This window comes from Micromonospora fluostatini, assembly GCF_050410825.1.
Classification (GTDB): Bacteria; Actinomycetota; Actinomycetes; order Mycobacteriales; family Micromonosporaceae; genus Micromonospora; species Micromonospora rosaria.
This window is the reverse complement of the sequence record NZ_CP191251.1, coordinates 3,385,200-3,399,410: the sequence shown is the minus strand read 5'-3', so window position 1 is coordinate 3,399,410 and position 14,211 is coordinate 3,385,200. Positions and strand designations below refer to the sequence as shown.

14 protein-coding genes and 1 pseudogene are annotated in these 14,211 nt (G+C 71.6%); 10 read left to right on the top strand and 5 right to left on the bottom strand.

Features of this window, described 5'->3' with window-relative positions; translation table 11 throughout:
- Positions 1–127: 127 nt before the first annotated feature.
- Together ACQUFX_RS14795 and ACQUFX_RS14790 are read left to right on the top strand one after the other, a co-directional pair.
- A complete protein-coding gene (locus tag ACQUFX_RS14795) occupies positions 128–775 on the top strand; it encodes an acyl-CoA-like ligand-binding transcription factor (protein ID WP_428966603.1) in 648 nt (215 codons plus the stop codon).
- 113 nt (positions 776–888) lie between these two features.
- Positions 889–2,472: an MDR family MFS transporter gene (locus ACQUFX_RS14790; RefSeq protein ID WP_428966602.1), complete on the top strand. Its 1,584-nt coding sequence runs from the start codon at positions 889–891 to the stop codon at positions 2,470–2,472.
- Between the two features lie 88 nt (positions 2,473–2,560).
- Here ACQUFX_RS14790 and ACQUFX_RS14785 read toward each other — a convergent pair whose 3' ends face one another.
- Positions 2,561–2,692, bottom strand: coding sequence for a hypothetical protein (locus tag ACQUFX_RS14785; RefSeq protein WP_428966601.1), 132 nt, complete (start codon positions 2,690–2,692; stop codon positions 2,561–2,563).
- 29 nt (positions 2,693–2,721) lie between these two features.
- On the opposite strand from ACQUFX_RS14785, the pseudogene ACQUFX_RS14780 reads away from it, so the two are divergent.
- The 6 genes and pseudogenes from ACQUFX_RS14780 to ACQUFX_RS14755 all read left to right on the top strand — a co-directional run.
- Positions 2,722–2,799, top strand: a pseudogene (locus ACQUFX_RS14780) (DUF397 domain-containing protein); the annotation flags it as partial.
- A gap of 1,069 nt (positions 2,800–3,868) precedes the next feature.
- Positions 3,869–5,035, top strand: a complete 1,167-nt coding sequence (locus tag ACQUFX_RS14775; RefSeq protein ID WP_428966600.1) for a glycosyltransferase — start codon at positions 3,869–3,871, stop codon at positions 5,033–5,035.
- The gene (locus tag ACQUFX_RS14770) at positions 5,032–6,363 is read left to right on the top strand and encodes an aromatic ring-hydroxylating oxygenase subunit alpha (protein ID WP_428966599.1); all 1,332 of its coding nucleotides are present in this window, start codon (positions 5,032–5,034) and stop codon (positions 6,361–6,363) included. The genes ACQUFX_RS14775 and ACQUFX_RS14770 overlap by 4 nt, the downstream gene beginning before the upstream one ends.
- On the top strand, positions 6,360–6,872 hold the full coding sequence (locus ACQUFX_RS14765; protein WP_428966598.1) for an aromatic-ring-hydroxylating dioxygenase subunit beta: 513 nt from the start codon (positions 6,360–6,362) through the stop codon (positions 6,870–6,872). Before ACQUFX_RS14770 ends, ACQUFX_RS14765 begins: the two co-directional genes overlap by 4 nt.
- Before the next feature lie 34 nt (positions 6,873–6,906).
- Complete coding sequence (locus tag ACQUFX_RS14760) at positions 6,907–7,299, top strand: carboxymuconolactone decarboxylase family protein (protein WP_428966597.1); 393 nt, start codon at positions 6,907–6,909, stop codon at positions 7,297–7,299.
- The gene (locus ACQUFX_RS14755) at positions 7,289–7,825 is read left to right on the top strand and encodes a hypothetical protein (protein ID WP_428966596.1); all 537 of its coding nucleotides are present in this window, start codon (positions 7,289–7,291) and stop codon (positions 7,823–7,825) included. Before ACQUFX_RS14760 ends, ACQUFX_RS14755 begins: the two co-directional genes overlap by 11 nt.
- Here the strand turns inward: ACQUFX_RS14755 and ACQUFX_RS14750 are convergent.
- Positions 7,768–8,424, bottom strand: coding sequence for a flavodoxin family protein (locus tag ACQUFX_RS14750; protein WP_428966595.1), 657 nt, complete (start codon positions 8,422–8,424; stop codon positions 7,768–7,770). The two genes, ACQUFX_RS14755 and ACQUFX_RS14750, sit on opposite strands and share 58 nt — an antisense overlap.
- Positions 8,425–8,671: 247 nt before the next feature.
- Positions 8,672–10,249 carry an alpha/beta hydrolase-fold protein gene (locus ACQUFX_RS14745; protein ID WP_428966594.1) on the bottom strand — a complete coding sequence of 526 codons (1,578 nt, stop codon included), beginning with the start codon at positions 10,247–10,249 and terminating at the stop codon, positions 8,672–8,674.
- A 488-nt stretch (positions 10,250–10,737) separates the two neighbouring features.
- On the opposite strand from ACQUFX_RS14745, the gene ACQUFX_RS14740 reads away from it, so the two are divergent.
- Complete coding sequence (locus ACQUFX_RS14740; RefSeq protein WP_428966593.1) at positions 10,738–11,481, top strand: FadR/GntR family transcriptional regulator; 744 nt, start codon at positions 10,738–10,740, stop codon at positions 11,479–11,481.
- A gap of 173 nt (positions 11,482–11,654) precedes the next feature.
- On the opposite strand, the gene ACQUFX_RS14735 is transcribed toward ACQUFX_RS14740, so the two are convergent.
- The gene (locus tag ACQUFX_RS14735) at positions 11,655–12,296 is read right to left on the bottom strand and encodes a GNAT family N-acetyltransferase (protein WP_428966592.1); all 642 of its coding nucleotides are present in this window, start codon (positions 12,294–12,296) and stop codon (positions 11,655–11,657) included.
- A gap of 104 nt (positions 12,297–12,400) precedes the next feature.
- Here ACQUFX_RS14735 and ACQUFX_RS14730 point away from each other — a divergent pair, with 104 nt between their 5' ends.
- Positions 12,401–13,225 (top strand): TetR/AcrR family transcriptional regulator, encoded by an 825-nt coding sequence (locus ACQUFX_RS14730; RefSeq protein WP_428966591.1) that lies wholly within the window; start codon positions 12,401–12,403, stop codon positions 13,223–13,225.
- A gap of 141 nt (positions 13,226–13,366) precedes the next feature.
- Here the strand turns inward: ACQUFX_RS14730 and ACQUFX_RS14725 are convergent, their stop codons facing one another.
- Positions 13,367–13,978 carry a hypothetical protein gene (locus tag ACQUFX_RS14725; protein WP_428966590.1) on the bottom strand — a complete coding sequence of 204 codons (612 nt, stop codon included), beginning with the start codon at positions 13,976–13,978 and terminating at the stop codon, positions 13,367–13,369.
- Positions 13,979–14,211: the final 233 nt, after the last annotated feature.

The following is a 14,211-nucleotide window of genomic DNA, read 5'->3' as shown; positions in this document are numbered from 1 at the left end:
AGTGTGTGCCACACACTATTGTCCAGCGCACATGTTTGTCTGTCGCACGACGTCGTGTCGACAGCGGAGTCTCGTATCACACTCGGCAAGTTTGCAGTCTCTGCACGTTTGCTCGTAGATTGCTCGCGTGACCTCTGGAGACGCGGTGGTGTTGGGGCGGCGGGACCGCAAGAAGCGGCAGACCCGGGCCGCGCTGGCCGCCGCCGCCCTGCGTCTGGTCGCCGAGCGCGGGCTGGACCAGGTGACCGTCGAGGAGATCAGCGACGCCGCCGACGTCTCCGCCCGGACGTTCTTCAACTACTTCTCCACCAAGGACGAGGCGCTGGTCGGCGACAGCGAGAGCGACCGGGAACGGGTGCTGCGCGCGCTGGCCACCGTGCCCCCGCAGGTGCCGGCGTTGCAGGCGCTCCGGCTGGCCCTGGCGGAGGTGGTCGACGAGGTGCAGGGCGAGGCCGAGCTGTGGCTGCTGCGGATGCGGGTGGTGATGCAGCACCCGGTGCTGCTGGCCCGCCTGCTCTCCGGCAACGCGGCCACCGAGCAGGCCCTGGTGGCGGCGCTCGCGGCGCGCACCGGCCTGCCGCCGGACGACGTCTACCCGGTCCTGGTCGTGGCGGTCACCGGTGCCGCGCTGCGGACCGCGATGGTCCGTTGGGCGGCCAGCGGCGGGGAGCGGTCCCTGGCCGAGCTGGTCAACGAGGCCTTCGCCGCCGTCGCCGCCGGCCTGCCCGACCCGCGCACCTGCCCGACCGCCCCGGACCGGCCCGTCCCCGGCTGACCGCCCCGGGCCGCCCCGCCCGCCCCCACCCTCTCCACCCCCGCCATCCCCGTCCCGACCACCCCGGCGCGACCGCGCCGGGGCTAGCCGAACCACACGTGTGAGGAAGGTCCATGACCGCAACCGCCCAGCCCGCCGACCCACTCAAGGTGGGCGCCGGCCGGATGTCCCACCGGGAGGTCCTCCAGGCCCTCTCCGGCCTGATGGTGGGCATGTTCGTGGCGATTCTCGCCTCGACGGTGGTGGCGAATGCGCTGCCGCGCATCATCGCCGACCTCAACGGCAGCCAGACCGTCTACACCTGGATCGTCACCAGCGAGTTGCTGGCCATGACCGCCACCGTGCCGCTCTGGGGCAAGATGGCCGACCTGTACAGCAAGAAGCTGCTCATCCAGCTCTCGCTCGGCCTGTTCGTGGTCGGCTCGCTGATCGCCGGGCTCTCCCCGAACGTGGAGATCCTGCTGGTCAGCCGGGTCGTCCAGGGCATCGGCGCGGGCGGCATGACCGCCCTGGCGATGATCGTGATGGCGGCCATGATCCCGCCCCGGGAACTGGGCCGCTACGCCGGTGTCTTCGGCGCCGTCTTCGGCGTCGGCACCATCGCCGGCCCGCTGATCGGTGGCGTGCTGGTGGACACCTCCTGGCTGGGCTGGCGCTGGTGCTTCCTGATCGGGGTGCCGTTCAGCATCATCTCGATCATCCTGTTGCAGCGCACCCTGCACCTGCCGGTGGTCCGCCGCAAGGTCCGGATCGACTGGCTCGGCGCGCTGCTCATCAGCTCCGGTGTCTCCACCCTGCTGATCTGGTCGTCGCTGGCCGGGCACAAGTTCGCCTGGGCGTCGGGCTGGACCGCCCTGATGGTCGTCGGCGGCCTCGTGCTGCTGGGCCTCGCGGTCTGGGTCGAGTCCCGGGTCGCCGAGCCGATCATTCCGCTGGAGATCTTCCGCAGCCGGACCGTCTCGCTGACCACGGTGGCCAGCGTCCTGGTCGGCGTCGCACTCTTCGGCGGCACGGTCTTCCTCTCCCAGTACTTCCAGACCTCGCTGGGCAAGTCGCCGACCGTCGCCGGCCTGATGAGCCTGCCGATGATCCTCGGCCTGCTGGTCTCCTCCACCGTCGCCGGACAGCTCATCACCAAGTACGGCCGGTGGAAGCTGTACCTGGTGGCCGGCGCTGCCGTGATGACCGCCGGGATGCTGCTGCTGAGCACCATCGACGCCGACACCGGCGTACCGCTGCTCTCGGTCTACATGGCGGTGCTCGGCGTCGGCGTCGGCATGCTCATGCAGAACCTGGTCCTCGCCGCGCAGAACGACGTCCCCGCCCACGAGCTGGGCGCGGCCACCTCCGTGCTGACCTTCTTCCGCAGCATGGGTGGCGCGGTCGGGGTCAGTGCCCTCGGCGCGGTGCTGGCCAACCGGGTCACCAGCCTGATGACCGAGCAGCTCGGCCCGGCCGCCGGGGCGACCGGTGGCGGCACCGCCGAGGTGCCCGACCTCTCCGCGCTGCCCGCGCCGATCCTGGCGATCGTGCAGGAGGCGTACGCCACGGCGACCTCGGAACTGTTCCTCATCGGCGCGCCGATCGCGTTCCTCGCCCTGGTCGCGGTGCTCTTCATCAAGGAGAAGCCGCTGCACACCCTCAGTGGTGACGAGCGCGCCGAGAAGGAGGCGGCGGCGATGACCGCCATGCACTGAGCGACACCGACGAAGCGACACCGACGACCGGGCCGGGCGCGGCCCCGGGCACCCCTGACGGCCGTACCGGGCCGTGGCGGAGCCCGGGTCAGCGCCCGGCCCGGTGCGTCCGGTGCCAGCCGACGAACCGGTGGAACAGGTCCGCCGGGTCGGCAGCCGGCTCGGCCAGCCGCAGCAGGTCGGCCGCCGCCTCGTGCAACAGCACGCAGAGGTACACCACCCGAGTCCGTCTCGGTACGCGACAGCAAGGACCGCAGTGGCCCGGTGCTGACCTTCACCGAGACGGCCTGGCGAGGCTTCGTCAACACGGTCGCCCGCCGGCACTGATCCAACCGACCGGGTGGTCAACGAATGACCGGCTACCCTGAGTCCGCCAATGGCAGGTGCGCGGCCCGCGCGGTCGCCGCAGCGGTGCCGCCGTCCCGCTTCCCCGCGCACGCGGGGGTGATCCGTACACCGCCATGGTCATCCGTTGGGAGGGTTATGTGGTGCGTCCGGCGGGACGGCGTGTCACGGGCCGGAGACGGTGTCGCTGTGTGCGGTATACCGCCGAGGTATTTTTATACCTGAGTGGTATACGGCTCGCAAGCAATGTGTCGACCGGACACACCACGTCGCCCGCGCGCGTCGATCCTCTTCCCCGCATGCGGGTTTCCCGGTGCAGCGGATGGCTCGCCTCATCGGAGGGTTGAGGCCCGGCGAGATCGTCACCGGGGATGCCGGGTGGGGGTGTCAGGCGGTTGTGCGAGCAGTCAGACTGCTGCTCCGCGCTGATCCCTGCCGGCACTGAGCTGTACTCGGGCTAGTCCTGCTCGCCCGCCGATGAGATTCCCCTGATCCGTCCAGTCTCCGAGAAAATGTAACCTCTCGTCAATCCGGCTGCCGTCGAGGCGACATGCGCGAACCGGGAAATCGTTCCTACAAACGCGTCTGATGCCACCACAACAACGAATGCGGCCCCTTCGGTCTTGGCAGGGGAGGCGCGCTCCGGCGCCGTGGCGCGATATGACCGTTGTGGGTGGTTGGGTGGGGCAACCCTGGATCGTGGTGGTGGTGAGTCGGTTGTCCCCGATTGACGTGGTCGGCCTCGCCGCCATCGTTGCGGACCGGTGCCCACCAGTCGAAAACCAGACCGGTCACGCCAACTGCCCAGACTCGTTCGAAACGGTTAAATGGCAGATTTGCCGGAGCGCATGTTCGGCGTTTACTTCCGGCGGTGGGTCAAATTTCGAAGTTGCGAGGCATTGACATTCATCGAGCATCCCGGCAGGCTTGGCGAAACTGCCGAGTGTGACTGTCGAACACGTTGTTCAGAGTAGCGTCGATCGATATGCCCCCAGTGTCGGTGGGGAAGCCTGGCGGCTTGGTCGCCTCCTTCTGACGGATCGGAGATCTGATGCGCGTCGCCCTCCTCACCACGACTCAGCACGGGCACCTGAACCCGTACGTTCCGGTGGTCAACGCGCTCCAGGATGCCGGCTGTGAGGTTGCGCTGCTGCTGTTGTCCGCGGATGGTGGCGTGCTCGACGAGCAGCGTCGGGAGGCCCTGGGCAAGGCGGAGGTCCACTCGATCGGGCAGGTCGAGATGGCCCCGTGGAGCGACGACCCGGCGAAGATCGGCCCGATGCTCGAGTCGTCGCCGGTGGCGGAGCAGACAGCCGAGGTGATCCGGGCGACGGCACCCGACTTCGTGCTCGTCGACTCGCTGCCGGTCACGGCGTCGGCCATGGTCGGCGCGCAGGCGTCCGGCGTGCCGTACGGGATGATCTGGGCCAACCTGGGCGGGGTCTGTCCGAGCGAGCACCGGCGGGGCCGCTGGGCGTACGACGAGCAGGTCGGCGACTATCTGACCAGGCACGGGGTGTTGTGGTCGACCCGGACGCACTCGGCGCGGTCGCCGATCCTCAATCTGATGCCGACGATTCCCGCGCTCGTCGGGGACGACGCGGTCACCGACGACGGGGTGCGGTTGGTCGGGTTGCCGGGTGCGGCGGGGCCCCGTGGCGACGAGGTCGCCTTCCCGGCCCTGGACCGGATCGACCCCGACCGCCCGCTGGTCTACGTCTCCTTCGGCACGATCTTCTACCGGCGGCCGGACCTGCTCCGCACGGTGATCACCGGGGCGGCGGCGACCGGTGCGCAGGTGATCGCTGCGGTGGGGGAGCTGGCCGAGGAGCTGGCGCTGCCCGCCGACGTGCTCACCGCCCCGTACCTGCCGCAGCGTGAGGTGCTCGAACGCGCCGACGTCTTCGTCACCCACGGCGGGTACAACTCCGTGGCCGAGTCGATCCGGGCGGCGACACCGATGCTGGTGATCCCGCTGGCCGTGGACCAGCCCGTCCAGGCGTACTTCGTGGGGAGCGCGGGCTTCGGGACGGCGCTGGAGCCGACCGCCGTCACCATGCAGGCGGTCGCCGACGCGGTCACCGACCTGCTCGATCCCGACCGGGGCTACCGTGCCCGGCTGCGCGCCGCGCAGCCGGAGTGCGGCGATTCCGCCGCGCGCACGGCCGAGCTGGTCGTCAGCACCGTCGAGACGCTACAGCGAAAGGGGGAGCAGTGACGATCGAGCTGCAACGGCCGGTGGACGATCCGATCGTCCTCGACGATCTGGAGCGCCTCTCGTTCCGGGTGGATCGCCGCGCCTACACCGACGAGGACCTGGCCGCACAGGAGATGACCAGGATCTTCGACCGCTGCTGGCTGTACGTCGGGCACGAGTCGGAGGTACCCGGGCCGGGCTCCTACGTGGCCCGCGACGTCGGCGGGCGCCCGGTGGTCCTGGCGCGCGGGTCCGACGGGGTGATCCGGGTCTTCGCGAACAGCTGCCCGCACCGGGGGGCGCTGATCTGCTCGCAGCCGGCCGGGCAGGCCAGGTCGTTCCGCTGTCCGTACCACGACTGGACCTTCTCCAACCAGGGCGACCTGGTCGGGGTCCCGATCCCGGACGGGTACGGGCCCGGCTTCCGGAAGGCGGACTTCGGCCTGGCGCGGCACCGCAGCGACAGCTACCGGGGTTTCGTCTTCGTCACCTTCGATCCGGAGCAGCCGCGCACCCTGACCGAGTACCTGGCGGGCGCGACGGAGTACCTCGACCTGATCGACGACCAGTCCGAGGTCGGGATGGAGGTGATCCAGGGCGCGCAACTCCACGGGGCCCGGGCCAACTGGAAGCTCATGATGGAGAACAGCGTCGACATCTACCACTTCCGGGCCCTGCACAAGCGGTACGTCAGCTACATGGAGTCGCTCGGGTCGGTGCCACCACGAAGACGGGGCGGCTTCGGCCGTGCCCTCGGACTGGGGCACGGGGCCAACGAGTTGCCACCGGCGGCGGCCCGCCCGCTCGCCTACTGGACGCCCATGTTCGGCGACGAGTTCCGGCCGTGCATCGAGGCGACCGCCGCCCGGTTCGTCGACCGGTTCGGCGCCGAGCGCGCCGAACGGATCACCGGTACCAACCGGGCGCTGCTGATCTTTCCCAACTTGATGATCATCGACGCGATCGCGATCACGATCCGCAAGATCGATCCGGTCGGTGCCGGTCAGATGGCCATCACCTCGGTCGCCCTGGCCCCCAAGGACGAGGATCCGGGCATCCGGGAACTCCGCAAGAGCCACTACCTGACGTTCCTCGGCCCCGCCGGCTTCGCCACCCCCGACGACATCGAGATCATCGAGTCGTGCCAGCGGGGGTACCTGAACCGGACGGTCCGCTACTCCGATCTGTCCCGGGGCATGAACAAGGAGGTCCCGGAGACCACCGACGAGCTTCCCGCCCGCGAGTTCTGGCGGCAGTGGGACCGGCTGATGCACGGCGACGACGGTCACCTCGACCTCGCGCACCGCGCCGGGACGCACGGGGCCGGGACGCACGGGGCGCCGCGATGACCGCCGGGCTGACGGTCGACGAGGCGGCCCAGGTGCGGTTGTGGCACCGGGTGAGCCAGTTCCTCTTCCGGGAGGCGCGGCTGCTCGACGAGTGGCGCCTGCGCGAGTGGTACGACGAGATGCTGACCGACGACGTCCGCTACTCCGTGCCGGCCACCGACGTCCGGGGCGGGACGGCCGACGCGCTCGGGCTCATCGACGACGACGCGGCCCGGCTCCGTCAGCGGATCGAACAACTCCTCAACGGCGAGGTGTGGTGCGAGAACCCCCGGTCGCGGACCAACCGGATGATCACCAACGTGGAGATCCTGACCGACCGGGGCACCCACCTCGACGTGGCGGCGAACCTCGTCGTGTACCGGTTCGGACACGGGCGCTCCGACGCCTACGTCGGAAAGTGCCGGGTCGAGCTGGTCGTCGAGGGCGAGTCGTTCCGGGTCCGCAGCCGGGTCGTGGTGCTCGACCACGAGACGTTGTACGAGCACGGGAAGCTCAGCATCATCCTGTGACCGGGCTGTTCGGCCAACCCGAAGGAGTTGATCGATGGACCAGCCGGCTGCCCGCCGTGAGCGGGGCGAGGCCATGTTCCAGCAGGTCTTCGGCCGCGAACCGCGTCCGGGTTCCTACCCGGAGTTCCTCCAGATCACCGTCGACCACCTGTTCGGTGAGATCTGGACCCGCCCGCACCTGAGCGTCGAGGAGCGCGAACTGGTCGCGCTGACCGCCGTCGCGCTGGCCCGGACCGACTGGGAGCTGCGCGGCCACATCGGCGCCGCCCTGCACCTCGGGATGTCGCGGGAGAAGATCGTCGAGGTCATCATCCAGCTCGCCTACTACGGGGGCTGGCCGGTCGCCAACAACGGACTGCGCGTCGCCCAGGAGGTCTTCGCCGAGCTGGACGACGCCGCCGGGAAGGACGCGGACCATGACCGGTGACCCGTCCCCCCTCGACCCGGACGAGAAGGTCGACCTGTGGCGTCAGCGGTTCTTCGAGGCCCAGGCCGCCGCCGAGGAGTTCATCCTGGGCGAGCACGGCGAGGAGGGTCTGACCGAGTGGATCCAGGCGAACTCCCGCATCACCGCGGCGCTGCTGCGAGCGCAACGGCCCGCCGGGGTCTCCGCCACCGAGCACTTCATGACCCGGCTCCAGCGTCAGCTCCTGCTGTACGACTCGGCGGTGACCAGTGCCTCCCAGCCCTCCGGCACCGTCCTGCGCAACGCCGACTGCGGCATCCTCCGGTACCGCAAACGGGCCGCCCGTGCCGGCGTCGTGCTGACGTTCTCGTCACCGTGCCCGTACTGCCAGGAACTCAACACCGCCATCGCCGCCCGCTACGTCGGACCGGACGTCACGGTGTCGTGCGAGCAGGCGGGCGACGGGTGCACCTGGCGCGCGGAATCCGCTCACCCGCCGGACGGGGAAGCGGCCGGGTCACCGCACCGGGGACGAACCGGCGACTGAACCACCGGCAGCGCCGTACGGTCGTCGGCCGGCGACCGTACGGCGGCGAGCGACATGCCGAGCTGCCGGCCCACGGCCACACACAGGTCGGGCGCGGCGGTACGGGTCAGGTCCTGATGCCCGTTCTGGGTGACGCACGCCGACGCCACGTTCCTGTTCTTCAGGCGCAGGTACCACGGGAACAACGCGCCCAGCGCGGGCTCGGTCAGCATCGTGCGCGAGTGCACGATCGTCCCCACCAGCAGGTTGCCGAACGGGCGGTGCCGGGCGTTCATGAAGCTCTTCAGGCGCTCCTGGAAGATCTTCAGCACGGCGGGTACGTTGCCCGCGTACACCGGCATGGCGAGCAGCATCGCCTGCGCACCGTCGGCCAGCTCGACGACGTGCTCGAAGTCGTCGTCCAACGTGCACCGGCCCACCTCGGGATCGAGGCAGGTGTCCTCGCCCTCGCACATCCCGATGCGGTGGTCGATCAGCCGGATCCGCTGGATCCGCGCGTCACCGACCTCCCGGAGTACGCCGCTGACCGCCGCGTCGAGCAGCGCGTCGGTCAGCGACGGGAGACGCTTCTGCGTGCAGGACAACGCAACGATCTTCATCCGAGGTGCCTCCCCTGTCCGCTCCGCGCCACGCGGGAGCGGCCACCTGACGAAGCCGCCGTGGCCGCGCACCGAGGCAGCCCCAACCTACCCGGAATCGAGCGCCGCCGATACGGGCGTACCCCGTCGCGGGTGCCGGTGGTCCGACCCGGCGGCTGCTCCGGTGCCTGCGACGGACGGACGGGCTGCGGTGGCACCTGTCGACGGTGCCACCGCAGCCCGGGTCACGGACGCGGAAGGACGGCGGTCAGCCGGCGCTCTGCGAGGAGTTGTAGAGGCGGTCGCCCTGGTAGCGGGCGGTCACCGGCTCGGTGAGGTCCCCGCTGACGTTGCCCTTGAAGGTGGCGACGCCCTTCTTGTCGACCTTGGCGGAGCCGAGGTGCCTGTCGCCCGAGTAGAAGTCGACCGTGCCGGTCGGCGCCACGGTGCTGGTGGTGACCGAGGTGACCTCGGCGGTCGCGGTGACGCGGTAGCGGTGCGAGTTGCCGGCCCGGGTGGTCTCGGCCTCGACGCTGGTGGTGGTCGTGCGGAAGGCGACGGTACGCAGGTAGTCGTTCAGCATCTGCCGCCAGATGTCCCAGACGTGCACGCCGTCGACGTTGTACTCGGTGACGTCGACGCCGGCCGCCCGCCAGTTCTCGGTCCGCTGGACGGAGTTCGGGGCGATGTTGATCAGCCAGTCCTGGAGGCCGGTGCCGACGTGGATGCCGCCGCTGACCGCCTTCATCCGTGCGATCTGCGCCGGTGTCGCGGTCACCGTCGTGTCGGCCGCGCCCCAGGCGGCGTGGTAGCCGACCAGGTCGGTGTTGTCGTAGAGCAGGGTCAGGGCGCGGGCCCCACCGGCGGAGAGACCACCGAAGGCACGGTCGGCGGACCGGGTGGAGACGTTGTAGTTCTTCTCCACGAAGGGGATGACGTTGTCCCGCAGCTCGTTCACGTAGCCCTGGTTACCGTCGGGCAGGCCGTTGAAGTCCGTGGAGACGATGACCGCCTGCTGGGTCGCCCCGTCCCGGATCGCGTTCTCCAGGATCTGGTGGGCCACACCCTCCACGGTCCAGTCGGTGGCGTTGCCGCCGCCGCCGTGGCTGAGGTACAGCGTCGGGTACGGGGTGGCGCGCTCCGGGTCGTAGCCGTGCGGCAGGTAGACGACGACGTCGTGCTTGCCCACCGGGTTGGTGGACAGCGGCGAGTCGTACCAGCGCTGCTCCAGGGTGCCCGTCCTGTTGGCGGGCGACGGGGCCTGGTAGCTGTTGTCGTAGGTGGGGAAGCGCTTGTTGTTCGGCACGTACACCCGGCTGAGCTGGGCGCCGGTGGCGCCGGCGTGCGGTACCACCTCCAGCGGGTTGGCCGGGTCCGGGTGCAGGGTGCAGCCGGAGGCGGTCGGGCTGGTGCAGTCGTGTGCGAAGGCGTACCGGAAGGTGCCGGAGGGCAGCGGGGTGGTGAACGTCCACACCCCGTCCGCGCCCCTGGTCATCGGCCGGGTCTGCCACGGGTCGGTCACGATGTCGTTCGGCTGCCACTGGTCACCGGTCCGGGCGTCGCCGCACCCCTGGCAGGTGACGCTCTCGGCCTGCGAGAAGAACCACTCGCCGTAGATCTGGACCGACTGCACACCGGCCGGGGCCTGGTACCGGAAGGTGACCGCCTGGCCGGTCGGGGCCTGGTTGGTCGTGACGACCTGCGGCCCGAGCGTCGCGGCCGGGGCCGCGAGCGCCGCCGGGGCGGCGAGGATGCCGGAGGCGGCCGTCAGGCCGGCGATGACACCGACCGCCATTCCTCGGCGGGACCGGCGTGTCGACGACGAGGGGGATTGCGCTACGGACATGTGCTCTTCCTTCGAGAGGACGGGGTGGTCGGGTCGGGCCGCCCGGGGACGCGGTCCGTCGACCTGTGGTGGTGTGGAAAGGACGGTGCTCCCTGCCCGGCCTGTGCACAGGCCGGCGACGTGAACTGGTCAGGGCCGTCGGACCTCGCCGGGGGTGCGGACCACGGCGGGCCGTCGTGGGGGTTTCGGCTGCGGGTGAAGACCATCCGCCTGGGCGTACCACCAGTCAGGACGGTCGGGGCTCCGGCGTCGCGGAGAGGGGCTACCTGGTCGGTGCCCGCGACGCCCTCGTGGACCGGACGATGTACGACACGCTCACTTCACGCTCCCGTGGTGGTGGGACGCCGCTTCAGTGATCACGATGCTCACACAAAGGTGATATCTTTGTAAACACATTGGTGACACCTTTTTGCTGGTCAGCAGGGGGAGCCGGTCCCCGGAAGGTGCGCGCTAGTCTCTCCGCAGGACGGAGCGATCGGGGATCTTTGATGGGCGAGGCGACACGCGACGCGGCACGCTCCGTGGCGCCGGTGTTGCACGACAAGGTGATCGACGCTCTCGGGCTGGAGATCACCAGCGGGCAGCACGCCCCCGGCACGGCCCTCACCCTGGAACGGTTGCAGCAGCGCTTCGGGGTCTCCCGCACCGTGATGCGGGAGGTCATGCGGATCCTCGAATCCCTGAGCCTGGTCCAGTCCCGCCGCCGGGTCGGGCTGGTGGTGCAGCCGATCAGCCGGTGGCGGGTGCTCGATCCACGGGTGATCCGCTGGCGGCTGGACGGGCCGGGACGCGCCGACCAGCTCCGTACCCTCACCGAGCTGCGGGTCGCGGTCGAACCGCTCGCGGCGGCCGGCGCCGCCCGGCACGCCGTCCCCGCCCAACGGGAGCGGCTGGGCGCGCTGGCCGCCCGGATGCGCCAACTCGGCGAGGCAGGCCAGCTCGACGCCTTCCTGGAGGTCGACGTCGAGTTCCACGCGCTGCTGCTGCACGGGTGCCACAACGAGATGTTCAGCGCGCTGACCGACGTGATCACCGAGGTGCTCGCCGGGCGCACCGAGCACGGCCTCATGCCGAGACCACCCCGGCCCGTCGCCCTCGACCTGCACGAGCGGGTGGCGAGCTGCGTCGCGGCCGGCGACGCCCGGGGCGCGGAGGCCGCCATGCGCGAGCTGGTCGAAGAGGTACGCGACGCGATCAGCGCCACCGCGTCCTGCGGCGCGGGACTGCGGTAGTCACGCCCGTCGCGGGTGACGCCGAGTAGTCCGGGTCATCTACCCGAGTGGTATTCGGCTCACATTCGATACGCCTGGGTTCCTCCTCAAGGGACGTTGGAGCGAAACGGCCCCTGTGGGGGCCGGAATCTTCCAAGGTCTTCCGCCCTGCGCGCTCTGGACGGGGCGGCCGGCTACGGAGTCGTGTCGGGGCGGTGCGGGGCCGAGGTGGGGCGCCACATCGGCCGGAGGACGGGACCGCCGTCGGGCAGGGCCAGCGGCTGGCCGTGGTCGTGGAAGCCGTGGCGCAGGTAGAGCCGGCGGCTGCGCTCGGTCGAGGCTTCGAGGTACGTCGGCAGGCCGTCGGCGTCCGCTTCGCGGAGGCGGTGGACGAGCATCGCGCCGCCGACGCCGTGGCCGCGCTGGTCAGGGCGGACGCCCATCGACGCGAGGTACAGGTGGGGTTCGCGGGGGCGGTGGGCGGTGACCGTCTCGGTGACCGTCGCCAGTCGCCGCGCGACGGGGTCGTCCGGGGGCGTGGCCGCCGCCGACTGCGTGGCCGGGGCCGGCGGGGTGGGGGTGGCGGTCGGGCGTACCCACATCGACACGCCGGCCAGGGTGCCGTCGGGGAGTTCGGCGACGGTGATCTGCTCGTCGTGGACGGCGGCGTGCATGAGGCCCTGGAACATCGGCGCGGTGCGCGCGGCTCGTTCCGCCGGGTCGGGCAGCACCCAGCACAGGACGACCTCGTCGGCGAAGGCGGCGACGCAGGCGGGCACGAGGGTGTCGATGTCGGCGGGTACGGCGAGCCGGACGCGGACGGCGGAGGGGGGCACGGTCGCTCCTCGGTCGGTGACTGTCGCCTCCGATGCTGGAGGGTCGGCCGGCGGTGGGGGAGTACTTTCGTCACGGCGAGCGGGGTGACGAAAAGGGGTGCCGGATGACCGGGGCACGGTGCGTGGAGTGTGGTGACGGGCTGCCGCCCGGCTCCGGCCAGGGGCGGCCCCGGCGGTACTGCTCGCGTGGCTGCCAGGCGCGGGCGTACCGCCGTCGTCGGGACCGGGGACGGACGGTGCGGTCGCGGCGACCGGCCGGGGCCCGGGACGGCGACGGCGTCGGCACCCGGGACGACCTGGTGCGCGTCGCGGTCCGGCTGGCCGACGCCGACGGGCTCGACGCGGTGTCGGTGCGCGCCGTGGCGCACCGCGCCGGGCTCACCCCGGACGCGGTCTACCGATGGGTGCGCAACCGGGACGACCTGCTCGGGGCGATGGCCGAGCAGGTGCTCGACAGCGGCCGGACGCCCGGCGGGGAGCAGGGGACGCCGCGTGAACGGCTCCACCGGGCGGCCCGTGCGGAGTGGTCGCTGTACCGGCGGCACCCGTGGCTGTTGACCGTCCTCGCGACCACCCGGCCGCCGGTCGGCCCGGGGGTCCTGGCGCTGATCGACGGTACCGTGGCGGCGCTCACCGACGCCGGGTACGACCTGCCGGACGCCCTGGCCGGCTACCTCGCGCTCAGCGGCTACGTGCAGGGTATGGCGCTGCTGCCCGTGACCGAGCGGGCCGAGCGCGAGGCCGGCGGCGCGGCCTGGGGTACCTGGTGGAGCGGCACCTTCGCGCTGCTGGACCGCACCGGCCGGACCCGGGGGCGGGGCTGGCTGGCCGCCAACCGGCCGGACCCGACGGCCGACCCGGACCCGCAGTTAACGCAGTGGTTCGAGTTCGGCCTGGCCCGCCTGGTCGACGGCCTGGTACCGGCGTGACGGGTCGACGGCGGCGTCGGGGTCGACGGCGGCGTCGGGTGCGGTTGCGCCCGGTGCCACGGCCCGGCGCGCACCGCCCCGGGGCCGCGTGCCACCGGGCGGAACCGGTCGGGGTGCGGTCCGGCTCCGCCCGGCGGCGGGTCAGCAGGTCCGGCCCTGCCGGAAGGCGCGCTCGACGAACGACGCCGGCCCGACCTGGAAGTAGCCGACGCCCGGCCGGATCGGGTGACCGGTGAACAACTCGACCCGGGAGCCGTGACGGACCAGGTAGGCGGTGGCGGTGCCGGCGTCGTTGCCGATCAGGGCGCCGCGCGGGCCGTAGATCGTTTCGAGGTGGTCGAACGACATGCCCACGGCGGCTCCGGCCGGGGAGCGCGGCGGGGCGGTCGCCGTGCCGATCGCGACCAGCCGTCCGTTCTGGAAGGTCAGCAGGATCACGCCGGCCCACTCGCCGGTGGCACCGGCGTCGACCACGGTGCCGCAGACCGGCGCGGTCCAGTCGATGAGCCCGGCGGCCGTCAACTGGTCGAGACGGGCACCGACGAGGTACGGGCCGGCGCCCTGGACGCTGAGCACGTCCGTCTGCGCCGACGCGGTCCGCCCGGCGGCGGCCGGTGGGGCGCCCGGCCCGGCCCAGGCGAGGGCGGGAGGGGTCCGGGTGGGGGCGGCGTGGGCCGGGGCGGCGACGCCGGTCGCGAGGAGGCCGGTCAGCAGCAGTGCGCCGACGAGGGTACGGATGGGGGGACGGTTCACGGGTGATCACCTCCGGTGATCAGGGAGGGGTCGGCGCGTGCGGGGACGGGTGGCCGACGCTGGGGTGTCCATGCAGGTTAGGACGGGCGGAAGCCGGTCGGCCCGGGTCAGTCCGAGATCGGACCGGAAACGCTGCGTGACGGCGGTCTGACGGTCTGGTTCGTCGGGTCCGGCCGGCTGGTCGCCGGCCCGCGCGGCGAATGGAGGCGGCCCGCTGGCCGGCGTAGGCTGGG

What these genes read in the sequence shown, in the direction of transcription:
- ACQUFX_RS14790 (WP_428966602.1), top strand. Translation starts at nt 889, where the DNA reads ATGACCGCAACCGCCCAGCCCGCCGACCCACTCAAGGTGGGCGCCGGC.
- ACQUFX_RS14775 (WP_428966600.1), top strand. Translation starts at nt 3,869, where the DNA reads ATGCGCGTCGCCCTCCTCACCACGACTCAGCACGGGCACCTGAACCCG.
- ACQUFX_RS14765 (WP_428966598.1), top strand. Translation starts at nt 6,360, where the DNA reads ATGACCGCCGGGCTGACGGTCGACGAGGCGGCCCAGGTGCGGTTGTGG.
- ACQUFX_RS14760 (WP_428966597.1), top strand. Translation starts at nt 6,907, where the DNA reads ATGGACCAGCCGGCTGCCCGCCGTGAGCGGGGCGAGGCCATGTTCCAG.
- ACQUFX_RS14755 (WP_428966596.1), top strand. Translation starts at nt 7,289, where the DNA reads ATGACCGGTGACCCGTCCCCCCTCGACCCGGACGAGAAGGTCGACCTG.
- ACQUFX_RS14750 (WP_428966595.1), bottom strand. Translation starts at nt 8,424, where the DNA reads ATGAAGATCGTTGCGTTGTCCTGCACGCAGAAGCGTCTCCCGTCGCTG.
- ACQUFX_RS14745 (WP_428966594.1), bottom strand. Translation starts at nt 10,249, where the DNA reads ATGTCCGTAGCGCAATCCCCCTCGTCGTCGACACGCCGGTCCCGCCGA.
- ACQUFX_RS14740 (WP_428966593.1), top strand. Translation starts at nt 10,738, where the DNA reads ATGGGCGAGGCGACACGCGACGCGGCACGCTCCGTGGCGCCGGTGTTG.
- ACQUFX_RS14730 (WP_428966591.1), top strand. Translation starts at nt 12,401, where the DNA reads ATGACCGGGGCACGGTGCGTGGAGTGTGGTGACGGGCTGCCGCCCGGC.